Genomic DNA, 12,134 nt, shown 5'->3' on the forward strand with positions numbered 1-12,134 from the left:
TCCCTCAGGCCGCCGAGGTCAACCGGGGCGGCTCCCAGGTGTGGTGACGCAGGATCATCCGCACCGCGGCGCGCGACGGGGTGAGCCGCATCGCGGTGTTGCGCGGCGCCACGGCCGGCGGGTGGGAGAGCTGATGGCCCATCCGGCCCGCCTGCCGGGCCGCCTTGGCGACGGCCTGGCTGCGCGGGCGCCGCTCTGCGTCGTACGGGGCGAGCGCGGCGCGATCCTGCCACCGACGAACGAGGGCAGCGGGGCGCGCAGTTCGTTGACGTCGTGCTGGATGACGGCCTCCGGGCGGGTCGCCGCGAGCAGCTCGGCGACCGGCTCGTGCCTGCCGGCGAACCGGCGGCGCAGCTCGGCGAGCGGATCGGCGAACCGGGTGCCGGGCGGCAGGGTCAGCACGGCGTGCCACACCCGCACCCGCACCCGCACCCGCGCCCGCACCCGCACCCTGCTCGCCTGCATCGACGGGCTGGTCATGGAGAGCCTGCTCACCGGCGGCACCATCTCCCGTGACACCTTCGTGGGGCTGCTGGCCGCCGCGCTCCGCTGAGCACTGGCCCCGGCGCCGCAACGGGTCCGCGCGCTCGCTACGATCCGCTCGGCCCGGACGCTCAGACGCCCGGGCGCCCGAACGTCGGAACAGGGTGGGAGAAGCGGTGGCGGACGTCGACGAGCCGAGGTGGGCCGCACTGCGCGGGAAGCCGCTCCTGGCCACGGGTGTCGGTGTGGCCGTCCTCGCGCTGGCCGGTGGTGCCGCGCTCGCCGCAAGCGGCGGACACGGCACCACGACCGCTGACCCCGGGCACACGGTCGCGGCCGGTCCCGCGCAGCCCGCAGCAGGCCCGAGCCCGGGTGCCGCCGCCATGGCACCTGTCCTGTCCGCCCCGCCCAGCCCGCAACAGACCCCGCCTCCCCCGAATACCCCAGCCCCGAGCGCCCCGGCCGCCGGTACCCCGGAGAGCCCGACCGCGCCCAGCGCCCGGCCGAAGCCGTCGGCGGCCCCGCACCGGAGCGCCGCCGCGTCGGCGCCCGGCACCACGCGTCTGACGCCCCGGCAGGCCGCCCAACTGCCGAACCCCGGCCCGCGTCCGTCCTTCGTCGTGCCCACCGTCGACCCGACCAGCTGCCCGCCGGGCCAGGTGCTCCTGCACGAGCTCAACGGCAGCGCGAGCTGTGCCACCGTGGTCACGCTCGCGCCGATCCCCCGGCCGACCGCGACGGGCTAGAGCAGGCCGGCCGCCGCCGCGGCCCGCTCGCTAGTGGAAGGCGACCTCCGGGTTCTGCGCCGTCGGCCCGTCCAGCAGCGGCTGCGGGATTCCCTTCAGCTGGAGGTCGAAGAAGGCCGCGACGTACTCGCGGGTCAGCTGGATGCCGCGCTCGGCCGGCAGCGTGTTGCCGGGCGGGTTCGGGTAGCCGAAGTCGTTCAGCAGCAACTGGTCGTCGGTGAAGGTCTCGTGGTCCGAGCCGGCGAAGGTCAGCCAGCGCTTCCAGCCGTCCAGCTTGGCCCAGGCGTCCGTCCAGGTCGGGTCCTCCGCCCCACCGGGCAGCGGGTGGTTGATCATCAGGAACGGCTTGCCGCCGAGCCCGTCGGCGGGGACGGGGTAGAACATCGTGCCGTCCAGGTTGACCCCCGCCCGGATCCGGGCGTCCGTGGCCAGGGCGGGCACGGCCGTCGCCCCGCCGAGCGACTGGCCCGCCACGCCGATCCGCTGCTCGTCGATCATCCGGGAGTACTGCCAGGCGGGGTGCGGGTGGGCGGTCAGCTGGTCGACGACGAAGGACAGGTCGGTCGCCCGGCTCGTCTCGATGCCCGGCAGGCCGACGGGCGGCGGGGCGTCGCAGATGGCGCAGGTGAGGGTCTGCCCGTCGGGGAAGGTGGTGCCGGTGTTCTCGTAGGTGTGGTCGACGAGCGCGACGACGTACCCGCGGCTGGCCAGGTCCTCGGCCAGGCTGGTCAGTGAGGCGCGGGGCATGGTGAACCCGGGGGAGAGCAGCACCAGCGGGAAGCGCCCCGGCTGCGGGCGGGCGTCGGTCCGCGACCAGTCGCCGACGCCGGCGAGCGCGTCGGTGGGGATGCTGTTGCCCGGCAGCTTGGCGTCCAGCAGCAGCCGGGCCGCCTCGGGCGTCATGTACGGGGCCGGGCCGCCGGTGTCCGGCTTGGCGGGGTAGTACATCGAGACCATCAGCTGGCGGGGCCCGGCGGACGGGACCCACGGGTCGGGCCGGTCCTGGTCCACCAGGTGCAGGACGTCCCGGCCGACGGCGTACGGGCCGGTCGGGCGCGGCAGCACGGCGTGGGCGCCGGCCGTCCCGGCGGCGGTGGCGGCGGAGGTGGCGGCGGGCGCGGCCGGAGCGGCGGCGAACGCGGTGCTGGAGGTGGCGATGGAGAGCGGCAGGGCGAGCAACAGCCCCGCCGCCGCGACAGTGCGGCGAATTCCGTTCATGTGACGACCATAGGTTCGTGGTACGGGAGTTGACGTCAGCTCAGGGAACGATCGGGTCGGCCCGGAGGATGACGCGAACCGCCGTCGCCGTATGCCCGCGGGGGTACTCCGGGAGGCCGGCCGAGGGTGCCGCCGAAGCTCACCAGGCCCGTCTACCGCCCTGGTTGGAGATCGGCCGTCAACCCGCGGGTGGACGACGCGGCGCGCCCGCCGCGCGAAGCTACTGGCCATCGGAGCGACTCGATCACAGAGGGGAAGGCCAGCCATGACCAAGGGGAAGGGCAGGAGCGCCGCCACCGTCGCCGCGCTCGGCGTCGCGGCCAGTCTGATCGCCTTCGGGCCGGCGACCAGCGCGCAGGCGGCCGGCGGCGGGGGCGAGATCCTGATCGGCAGCACGGGCAAGTGCCTGGACAACTGGCGCAGCCACAACGCCGACGGGAACACGATCGACCAGTACAAGTGCAACGGCAGCGCGGCCCAGAAGTGGAGCATCGACTACTACGAGAGCAACGGCGGCCTGTACTACTACCGCATCCGCAACGTCGCCACCAACAAGTGCCTCAACGTCCAGGGGCAGAGCCAGAACGCGGGCGCGAAGATCGTGCTGTGGGACTGCAACGGCCAGTCGGACGAGCGGTTCAACCCCAGCGAGATCGGCAGCGGCTACTACCTGTGGCGCAACCAGAACAGCGACAAGTGCCTGAACGTGGCCGGGAACAGCGGCAACGACGGCGCGTGGATCATCCAGTACTACTGCGATCCGAACGCCGCCGACGAGTGGTTCGGCTAGGGCGTGATCCGAGAGACACGCCCTTAGGTCCGCCGAGCACGGCGCAGGCTCCCGGCCCCGCCCGTCAGGACGGCTGGTTGAACGGCCGCCAGTGTCCCTCGGAGACGATCTCGACCTCGCCGTCGACCACCTTGATGGCGGTCTGGTCGTCGATGGCGTACGCCGGGCCCGTGATCTCGGTGGCGGCCCACCGCTCCGCCTCGGCCATGGTGTTCTCCGGGCAGTCCGGGTGGTCGAGGTGCGGGAAGATGGAGAAGTCGACGACTCCCAGCGTGCGGTCGTCACCGGTGGGCGACTTCCAGCCGACAAAGGCCTCCCCGATGCGGGGCGTCAGGACCATGCTCCCGGCGCTGAGTCCGACGTAGACCTTGTCGTGCAGCGACGGGAGGAGGTCGGCGAGTCCGGACTCCCGCATCCAGTGGCTCAGGTACAGCGCGTCCCCGCCGTTCACCAGCAGGACGTCCGTCTCCCGGACCCAGGAGACCCAGAGCTCCTTGTCGATGCTGGGCAGCGCGGTGAGCTCCAGCAGGCCCACCGACTTCCACCCCAGGCCGGTCATGGGGCTCGGGGCCCGGCCGCTGACGAACCGCCAGGGTCCGCCCGGGCCGCCGTACGGGCCGCCGTACCCGGCGGTGGGGATGCACAGTGCGGTGGCCTCGGCGATGGGCTTGCCGAGGAGTTCGACCAGGGCCGCGAGGATGCTGGCGTTCTTGACACCGGAGTCGGTGAGGAGAAGCTTCATCGCACCACCGTAGAGCGGGGGTCTGACACCGGCACCGCCCCGAGGTCGACCGCGAACCGGTCGCCGACCCGGACGGTGCCCGGGTGGGCGACCGTGGCCAGGGCGTCCAGGCGCATGTCGTGGGCGTGGGCGAGGACTTGGAGGATCCTGGGGGAGTGGGGGAGGTCCTGCTGGGCCTCGTTGGCCATCGCGCACCGATCGCTGGAGCGCTCGACGGTGAGCCGCACGGCGTCGCCGATCCGGGCGGCGGCGCCGATCCAACTGTCCTCGACGAAGGGCGGCGTGCCCGGGGGCGTGCGGATCAGCAGGTTCGGGCGGAAGCGGCGCTCGTCGACCGGGACGCCGGGGACGGCGGCGCGGACCCAGTCGAGGGTCGCCGTGGTCAGCAGGCTGAGCGGGAGCTGGTCGAAGTGCGAGACGGCCCCCTCGGCGGCCAACTCGACGTCGTCGCGGCCCAGGTAGCCGCGCAGGTAGGCGGTCGGGTCCGGGACGGGGACGCCGGCCGGGTCCAGCAGCTCCGGCGGCTCGGTGACCAGGCCGCCGGGGTAGCGGGAGCGCAGTCGCAGCAGGCCCGGCATCCGGCGGAACCGGCGGGTGGTCTTGCCGGAACCGATCCCGCCGGCGGCGTCGCGCACCGCGTGCAGGCGGTCGCCGGCGAGGCCGCGGCCGTCGACGGCGACGCGATCCAGCAGCTCGCCCCCGGTGGACTTGATGGGGTAGCGCCAGATCCGTTCGACCGTCATCCCGCCCGCGCCGCGCATGTCCGTGCCTCCCCCGTGACGCACCGCCGGTCGGTGCAGCGGAGAACCTAGCCGAAATCGCCGGTGGAACGGAAAGATCCTGCCCGGATCCGGGCAGGATCTCTCGTTTCTGATGTGTGTTCAGGAGATGTTCAGGGCGGTGTCGTCGATGACGAAGCTGGTCTGGGCGGCGCCGTCCTGGGTGCCGGTGAAGGTGAGGGTGACGCTCTGCCCGGCGTAGGCGGACAGGTCGAGGGTCTGCTGGGCGTAGCCGGTGTTCGCGTCGAGGTTGGACCAGGTCCGCAGGGTGGTGGAACCGGCCTGCAGGGTGAGGGTGTCGTGGGCGGTGCCGTCGGTCTGCTGGGTGTCGATGTGCAGCCAGAAGGAGAGCGAGGCCGTGCAGTTGGCGGGGATCGTGACGGTCTGGGCGAGGGTGTCGGTGTGGGCGCTGCCGTAACCGTCCAGCCAGGCGTCGTAGTTGCCGGAGTGGGCGGGCTCGCTGTTCAGGTCGCCGTTGACCACGCCGCTGGTGCTGCTCCAGGGCGCGGCGGAGCCGGTCTCGAAGCCGGGGTTGCCGAGCAGCTGGGCGGGCGTGCAACCGCCGCCGCCGGCCGGGTTGACGGTCCAGGAGAACGTGGCGGTGCTGCTCGGGCCGGTGGAGTCGGTGGCGGTGACGGTGACGCTGGAGGTGCCGGCGGCGGTCGGGGTGCCGGTGATCAGGCCGCTCTGGGAGATCGAGAGTCCGGCCGGCAGGCCGGAGGCGCTCCAGCCGAGCGTGCCGCCGGCGGTGTCGGAGGCCCGCAACTGCAGCGAGGCGGCGGCGCCGACGGTGCCGGTCTGGTTGCCGGGGGCGGTGACCGAGACGCTGCCGGTGGTGCCCCCGCCGTTCCACACGTCGGTGATCGGGGTGGCCTGGGCGGCGGCGCCCGCGTAGGACAGGCCGTACATGTCCTCGATGGTGCGCAGCACGCTGAAGTGGTCGATCGCCTCGCCGTAGTTGCCGGGCTTGACCGGCTGGCCGTCGAAGAAGGTGGCGATCTGGTTGCCGGCCGTGCCGTCGTTCTCGTCGAAGGTGGTGATCAGCAGGCTGTTGTGGGTCTTGGCCCACTGGACGTAGCCGTCCAGGTTGTTCTTCAGCCAGGTGTCACCGGTGGCGATCGAGCAGTCGTGGATGTCGTCGCACAGGTTCGGGATCACCCAGGAGACGGTGGGCAGTTGGGAGTAGTCGGTGGGGAAGGCGCTGAACGGCTTGCTGTCCGAGGCCGGGACGTTGGTGAAGTTCACCCACGGCACGTGCTTGCGCGCGTACTCGCCCGAGGTGCAGGTGCTCAGGTCCGTGGGCAGGTCCTCGGCGTAGCCGGTGAAGCTCAGGCCCTTGGCGGCCAGTTCGGCGGCCTCGTTGTCGGTGCTGAAGGTCTGCGGGCAGGAGTCGTCGGTCACGCCCTCGTCGGAGCCGGAGAACAGGTCCAGGTAGTTCGGCTGGCTGGGGTGCTCGATCGCCGAGGAGTCGGTGAAGTTCGCGCCGGTGTTGGCCAGTTGGTTGAAGTAGGGGGCCTGCGAGTTGCCGAGGATGGAGCTCTCCGAGGTGTTCTCGAACATCACCACCACGACGTGGTCGGGCCGGGGCAGGGCGGGGCCGGCGGCCGACGCGGGGGTGGCGGCGGCGACCGAGGTGCTGAGGCCGCAGAGTAGGCCGAGCACGGCGGCGGCGCCGGCGAGGCGGGGTACGCGCATGGAGTGTCCTTGGTGAGGGCGGGTGCGGGGGAGCGCGGTGCGGGGATTGACGGTGTACTGCCAGACCCCGTGTGTGCGGTCACCAGTGGGAGTGGTGGACGGGGTCGGCAGACATGGTGCGGGCTGCGCCCCCGCCCTGGGAAGCCGCCGGCGGGCCGTCCCCGCACGGTCCGGGCGGTCGCCGTCCGCGCCAGCTGGGAAAACGCTGGGAACCGCGGAAAATTCGATACCCGCCGGTAACCCAACTGCCGTGCACCGCCGCGCGGTTCCCGCCGCCCGCCCCGATCACGGACCGGACGGCGGGCGGTAGGGTGTGGCGCCATGACCGCCCTGCCCCCCACCGGCAGTGCCGACGAGGTCCTCGCGGCGGGCCCCTTCCACGCCGCGCTCAGCCGCGCGATCTGCGCCAAGGGACTCAGCCTGGACCGGATCCGCGACCGCCTGGCCGAGCTCGGACTGCCGGTCGCCGTCTCCACCCTGAGCAACTGGCAGCGCGGCGCGACCCGCCCGCACCGCCCGCGGAGCCTGGCCGCGGTGGCCCGGCTCGACGCGATCCTCGGCCTGCCGCCCGGCACCCTGCTCGGCCACCTCGGGGAGCCCGGCCCGCGCGGCCGCGCCAGGCCCGCCCCGATCGGCACCCCCAGACAGGCCGTCAGCCGACTGCGCGCCGGGCTGGACCAGTCGGACGACCCCGGCTTCGACGTGCTGGCCGTGCGGATCGACGCCGCGATCCGGGCCGACGGCCTGCGGCAGGAGATCCGCACCACCATCCGGGCCCGGCGGGCGGGCCTGGACCGACGGGTCGTCATGTGCCACACGCAGAGCGGTGCGATGGCGCGGATCACCGCCGGCCGCCACTGCACGGCAGGCCGCACGGCGGTGGACGAGGAGGCTTCGCTGGCCGCCGTCGAACTGCTCTTCCCGCCGCTCGGCAAGGGCGAGACCTACTGCCTGGAGCACCGCACCGAGACCGGGGCGGCCGACGACTACTGCGGCCACTGGCTGTTCAACGCCGGCGCCGCCTTCGAGGCCACCATCCGGTTCGCCCCGGAGGTGCCCGTCGCCCGGCTGCACCGGATCTGGCGCACCGACCGCAGCCGCCCGCACAAGGACCTCGGCCAACTGCGGCTGCTGGACAACCGGGTGGCGCACCTGCTGGTCGCCGACACGGCGCCGGGCTTCCACGGGGTGCGCTGGACCGGCTGACCGGCTGACGGATGCCCAGGTGGCCGGCTGACCGGCTGACCAGCCCCGGAGCGGATAGCAGCCGGGCCGCTCGCGCCGGAACCGCCGATCGACGGCCCGCCGACCAGCCGTTCGGCGGGTGTCGCACGCGCCCCGGCAGACGCCAGGCTTTGCCCAGCCTGCCGACCGGCCCCTGCACGGGCATCCGCGGTCGGCAGGGCCGGCGCGGCCCGCGGCCCCCGCCCACGACCCAGGAGCGTGCGTCGCGGGCCGCGCCGATCGACCTTGCTCCGGAGAGGAAGAACCCTGTGCGTTCCAAGCACGTCGGCCTGGTCCTGCTCGCCTCCGCCACCGCGGTGGCTGCCACCTCGGCCTTCCTGCCGACCGGCTCCGCCGCGCCGGCCGGCGCCGCGGCCCTGCGAATAGGCCCGCGCCCGGCCATCGCCGGCCACCTGCGCACGGTCGACGCGACGGCCCCGTCCTCGACCGCCGACTGCCAGGACCGCTACGGCAGCGACTGCTACGGCCCCGCCCAGTACCGCGCCGCCTACGACCTGCAGCCGCTCTACGACCAGGGCATCGACGGCAGCGGCCGCACGATCGTGATCGTCGACTCCTTCGGCTCGCCGACCGTCCAGCACGACCTGGAGGTCTTCGACCGCCAGTACGGCCTGCCGGACACCCAGGTCGAGGTGGTCAAGTGGGGCGACGTGCCGACCTTCGACCCCAAGGTCAAGGACCAGGTCGAGTGGGCCGGCGAGACCACCCTGGACGTCGAGTACGCCCACGCGGTGGCACCCGGCGCGCACCTGCTGCTGGTGGAGACCGGCACCTCGGAGGCCGAGGGCACGGCCGGCTTCCCCGAGATGATGGACGCCGTCAAGTCGCTGGCCGCGCAGGGCCGGGGCGACGTGGTCAGCTTCAGCCTGGGCGCCACCGAGGACAGCTTCGCCGAGGAGGCCGGCCGCCCCGGTGACTACCACCTGCTGAACGACCTGCGCTACGGCCTGCAGGCCGCCGACGCCCAGCAGACCACCGTGCTGGCCGCCGCCGGCGACGCCGGAGCCACCGACCGCAAGCTCGACGGCAAGACCTTCTTCCCGAACCCGCAGGTCGGTTGGCCGGCCTCCGACCCGCTGGTCACCGCGGTCGGCGGCACCCGGATGTACCTGGACGACGACGGCAACCGCCTGCAGCCCGACGAGGTGTGGAACGACGGGGACGGCGGCGCCACCGGCGGCGGCACCTCCCGGGTCTTCGCCCGCCCCTCCTACCAGGACGGCGTGGCCGGGGTGACCGGCGACCACCGTGGCCTGCCCGACATCAGCATGAGCGCCTCCCCCAAGGGCGGCGCCTGGATCTACGGCAGCTACGACCCGGCGCACACCGGCTGGGAGGTCACCGGCGGCACCAGCCAGGCCACGCCGATGATGGCCGGGATCACCGCGATGGCCGACCAGGCCGCCGGCACCCGGCTGGGCGCGCTGGGCCCGCGCCTCTACCAGCTGGCGCAGACCCAGGACGCCGACCACCCGCACGGGATCGTCGACGTGACCAGCGGCGACAACAGCGCCAACGGCGTCACCGGCTACCAGGCCGGCCCGGGCTACAACCTCGCCACCGGCTGGGGCACCCTCGACGGCTACCAGCTCGTCAAGTCGCTCAGCGGGCGCGACGACCTGTAGGCCCGCAGGACCGGTGCGCGGGACCCGACGCACCGTCAGGGACGGTGGGCATCCGACGCACCATCAGGCGCCGTGGGCGGCGACCAGGGAAGGCCGCCCACGGCGCCGCGCGCGCCGCCGCACCCGTGCGGCGGCGCGCGCGGCTGACGCTCCGTTGGATAGCCTGGGCCGGTGACCTTCGAAGGCTGGCAGGACGAGGCGCTGGAGTTCTACGAGCGCCTGGAGCACGACAACTCGAAGACCTTCTGGACCGAGCACCGGGAGGTCTACGAGCGGGCGGTGCGGGAGCCGATGGAGGCGCTGCTGGAGCAGCTGGAGCCGGAGTTCGGGCCGGGGAAGGTCTTCCGGCCCAACCGCGACGTCCGGTTCAGCGCGGACAAGACCCCGTACAAGACCCACATCGGCGCCCACCTGCGCACCGGCGGCTACATCCAGCTCTCCGCCGACGGGCTGGCCTGCGGCAACGGCATGTACCGGCTGGCCCCCGACCAGTTGGACCGCTATCGCCTCGCGGTGGCCGAGGACGTGACCGGCGCCGAGCTGGAGCGGGTGATCGCCCGGGTCGTCGCGGCCGGCCCCGAGGTCACCGGGCGCGACCCGCTGAAGACGGCCCCGCGCGGCTACTCCAAGGACCACGCGCGGATCGCGCTGCTGCGCAACAAGGGGCTGGTGGCGTGGCAGGAGTGGGAGCCGGCGGACTGGCTCGGCACCTCCGCGGCCTACCCCCGCATCACTGACTTCCTGCGCGCCTCCCAGCCGCTGAAGGACTGGCTGGACGGCCACGTCGGGCCCAGCGAGCTCCCGCCGCGCTGAACCGGGCCGCCGCGCTGAACCGAGCCGCTGCGCACTGCGTCCGCCGCCGGGTCCGCCCTGGTCAAGGGCTTCGTACTCGACCCGAATGTGTCGGGAAAGGGCCCTCGCTCGCGCGCCCGATCGAAAGCATAGACGATTCCACGGCCCCATTCCGAATGCATTCGATAAGTCAATGGTCTGAGGACACGAAAACGCAACGATCGAAGGATCTGAGCTTCGTTTGAGGTGTGCACCGAAACCGGGCGCATAGCCTCGGCTGGACGTGCACCGGCCCCGGTGACGACGCCTGCGGGCGTCGCCGCCGGGGCCCGCGCGTGACCCAGGACGAAAGGACTAGACGTTGAGTGCGCCCGAGCCCTCCCAGGCCTCGCATCACAACTACCGCCGAACGCTCGGCACCATCAGCCTGACCGCTGTCGGTCTCGGTTCGATCATCGGTTCCGGCTGGCTGTTCGGCGCCGAGCGCGCCGCCAAGCTCGCCGGACCGGCGGCGCTGCTCGCCTGGGTCATCGGTGCGGCGGTGGCCCTGGTCATCGCGCTCACCTACAGCGAACTCGGCTCGATGTTCCCCAAGGCCGGCGGCATGGTCCGCTACGGCCAGTACTCGCACGGCTCGCTGGCCGGCTACCTGGCGGCCTGGGCCAACTGGATCGCCATCGTCTCGGTGATCCCCGGTGAGGCCACCGCCTCCGTGCAGTACATGAGCTCCTGGAGCTTCGGCTGGGCGCACGGGCTGTACGACGGCGAGAAGCTGACCGGCAGCGGGGTCGCGCTCGCCAGCGTGCTGCTGGTGGTCTACTTCGTGCTCAACTGGTTCGCCATCACGCTCTTCGCGAAGACCAACACCGCGATCACGGTGTTCAAGGTGGTCGTCCCCACGCTGACCGCCGGCGCCCTGCTGCTCGCGCACTTCGACAGCCACAACCTGACCGCCCGCGGCGGCTTCGCCCCGCACGGCTGGAACGCGGTCTTCACCGCCGTCGCCACCTCCGGCATCGTCTGGGCCTACAACGGCTTCCAGTCCCCGCTGAACCTGGCGGCCGAGGCCAAGACCCCCGGCAAGTCGCTGCCCAAGGCCGTGATCAGCTCCATCCTGATCGCCCTGGTGATCTACCTGGCGCTGCAGACCGCCTTCCTCGGCGCGCTGCCGCACGACGCACTGGCGCACGGCTGGTCCGGGATCGGCTACAAGTCGCCGCTGGCCGACCTGGCCACCGCCTGGGGCCTCAACTGGCTGGCCCTGCTGCTCTACTCGGACGCCTTCATCTCGCCCAGCGGCACCGGCATGATCTACGCCGCGACCACCTCGCGCATGATCCACGGCGTCCAGGAGAACGGCCACCTGCCGACGATCTTCGGGCGGGTGGACCCCAAGACCGGCGTGCCGCGCCCGGCCCTGCTGCTCAACCTGTTCATCGCCTTCCTCTTCCTGGCCGTCTTCCGCGGCTGGGGCTCGCTGGCCTCGATCGTCTCGGTGGCCACCGTGATCTCCTACGTCACCGGCCCGGTCGCCGTGATGGCGCTGCGCCGGCTCGCCCCCGAACTGCCGCGCCCGGTGCGGCTGCGCGCCATGCCGGTGATCGCCCCGGTCGCCATGGTCTTCGGCTCGCTGGTGCTCTACTGGGCCCGCTGGCCGCTCACCGGCAAGGTGATCCTGCTGATGGCCGCCGGCCTGCCGATCTGGGCCTGGTACGAGCTGCGCAAGCCGTGGGAGGTGCTCAAGCCGCACCTGAAGGCCGGCGCCTGGATGATCGCCTACCTGCTGGTCATGGCCGGCGTCTCGTGGGCCGGCAGCAAGGCCTACGGGGGCCGCGGCTACCTGCCCGAGCCGCTGGACCTGGTGGTCGTGGCCCTGCTCGGCCTGGCCTTCTACTACTGGGGCGTGCGCAGCGCCTGGGCGAACCCCTCGCTGGCGCAGGTGACCGCGGAGCTGACCGCCGAGCGGGCGGCCGAGTCGGCCGAGCCGACCGAGGGCGCGGCGGTGCCTGCCTGACCCGT

Annotated in this window: 10 protein-coding genes and 1 pseudogene; 6 read left to right on the forward strand and 5 right to left on the reverse strand. The window is 73.0% G+C overall.

Going from position 1 to position 12,134, the window contains the following annotated elements:
* Positions 1 to 4 precede the first annotated feature (4 nt).
* Positions 5 to 411, reverse strand: a pseudogene (locus FHX73_RS43950) (FAD-dependent oxidoreductase); the annotation flags it as partial.
* Positions 412 to 659: 248 nt separating this feature from the next.
* Between FHX73_RS43950 and FHX73_RS45430 the strand changes: the two are divergent.
* Entirely contained in the window at positions 660 to 1,229 is a 570-nt protein-coding gene (locus FHX73_RS45430; protein WP_170305355.1) for a hypothetical protein, read from the forward strand.
* Between the two features lie 30 nt (positions 1,230 to 1,259).
* On the opposite strand, the gene FHX73_RS43965 is transcribed toward FHX73_RS45430, so the two are convergent.
* Positions 1,260 to 2,447, reverse strand: a complete 1,188-nt coding sequence (locus FHX73_RS43965) for an alpha/beta hydrolase family protein (protein ID WP_145911748.1) — start codon at positions 2,445 to 2,447, stop codon at positions 1,260 to 1,262.
* 265 nt (positions 2,448 to 2,712) lie between these two features.
* On the opposite strand from FHX73_RS43965, the gene FHX73_RS43970 reads away from it, so the two are divergent.
* Positions 2,713 to 3,237, forward strand: a complete 525-nt coding sequence (locus FHX73_RS43970) for an RICIN domain-containing protein (RefSeq protein ID WP_170305356.1) — start codon at positions 2,713 to 2,715, stop codon at positions 3,235 to 3,237.
* A gap of 64 nt (positions 3,238 to 3,301) precedes the next feature.
* On the opposite strand, the gene FHX73_RS43975 is transcribed toward FHX73_RS43970, so the two are convergent.
* The 3 genes from FHX73_RS43975 to FHX73_RS45920 all read right to left on the reverse strand — a co-directional run bounded on the left by FHX73_RS43975 (position 3,302) and on the right by FHX73_RS45920 (position 6,453).
* Positions 3,302 to 3,979: a Type 1 glutamine amidotransferase-like domain-containing protein gene (locus FHX73_RS43975; protein ID WP_145911750.1), complete on the reverse strand. Its 678-nt coding sequence runs from the start codon at positions 3,977 to 3,979 to the stop codon at positions 3,302 to 3,304.
* A complete protein-coding gene (locus FHX73_RS43980) occupies positions 3,976 to 4,740 on the reverse strand; it encodes an MOSC domain-containing protein (protein WP_145911751.1) in 765 nt (254 codons plus the stop codon). The genes FHX73_RS43975 and FHX73_RS43980 overlap by 4 nt, the downstream gene beginning before the upstream one ends.
* Positions 4,741 to 4,860: 120 nt before the next feature.
* A complete protein-coding gene (locus FHX73_RS45920) occupies positions 4,861 to 6,453 on the reverse strand; it encodes an alkaline phosphatase family protein (protein WP_211786525.1) in 1,593 nt (530 codons plus the stop codon).
* A 321-nt stretch (positions 6,454 to 6,774) separates the two neighbouring features.
* On the opposite strand from FHX73_RS45920, the gene FHX73_RS43990 reads away from it, so the two are divergent.
* The 4 genes from FHX73_RS43990 to FHX73_RS44005 all read left to right on the forward strand — a co-directional run bounded on the left by FHX73_RS43990 (position 6,775) and on the right by FHX73_RS44005 (position 12,129).
* Positions 6,775 to 7,659 (forward strand): hypothetical protein, encoded by an 885-nt coding sequence (locus FHX73_RS43990; protein WP_145911752.1) that lies wholly within the window; start codon positions 6,775 to 6,777, stop codon positions 7,657 to 7,659.
* A 287-nt stretch (positions 7,660 to 7,946) separates the two neighbouring features.
* Positions 7,947 to 9,323, forward strand: a complete 1,377-nt coding sequence (locus FHX73_RS43995) for a S53 family peptidase (protein WP_246214260.1) — start codon at positions 7,947 to 7,949, stop codon at positions 9,321 to 9,323.
* A gap of 171 nt (positions 9,324 to 9,494) precedes the next feature.
* The gene (locus FHX73_RS44000) at positions 9,495 to 10,136 is read left to right on the forward strand and encodes a DUF2461 domain-containing protein (protein WP_145911754.1); all 642 of its coding nucleotides are present in this window, start codon (positions 9,495 to 9,497) and stop codon (positions 10,134 to 10,136) included.
* 340 nt (positions 10,137 to 10,476) lie between these two features.
* The gene (locus FHX73_RS44005) at positions 10,477 to 12,129 is read left to right on the forward strand and encodes an APC family permease (protein ID WP_145911755.1); all 1,653 of its coding nucleotides are present in this window, start codon (positions 10,477 to 10,479) and stop codon (positions 12,127 to 12,129) included.
* The last annotated feature ends 5 nt before the right edge of the window (positions 12,130 to 12,134 follow it).

The organism is Kitasatospora viridis (genome assembly GCF_007829815.1).
Taxonomy (GTDB): domain Bacteria; phylum Actinomycetota; class Actinomycetes; order Streptomycetales; family Streptomycetaceae; genus Kitasatospora; species Kitasatospora viridis.

Bases quoted from the DNA above. Each gene is read 5' to 3' on its own strand.
- FHX73_RS43965 (WP_145911748.1), bottom strand. From the start codon at position 2,447: ATGAACGGAATTCGCCGCACTGTCGCGGCGGCGGGGCTGTTGCTCGCC.
- FHX73_RS43990 (WP_145911752.1), top strand. From the start codon at position 6,775: ATGACCGCCCTGCCCCCCACCGGCAGTGCCGACGAGGTCCTCGCGGCG.
- FHX73_RS43980 (WP_145911751.1), bottom strand. From the start codon at position 4,740: ATGCGCGGCGCGGGCGGGATGACGGTCGAACGGATCTGGCGCTACCCC.
- FHX73_RS45920 (WP_211786525.1), bottom strand. From the start codon at position 6,453: ATGCGCGTACCCCGCCTCGCCGGCGCCGCCGCCGTGCTCGGCCTACTC.
- FHX73_RS43975 (WP_145911750.1), bottom strand. From the start codon at position 3,979: ATGAAGCTTCTCCTCACCGACTCCGGTGTCAAGAACGCCAGCATCCTC.
- FHX73_RS43970 (WP_170305356.1), top strand. From the start codon at position 2,713: ATGACCAAGGGGAAGGGCAGGAGCGCCGCCACCGTCGCCGCGCTCGGC.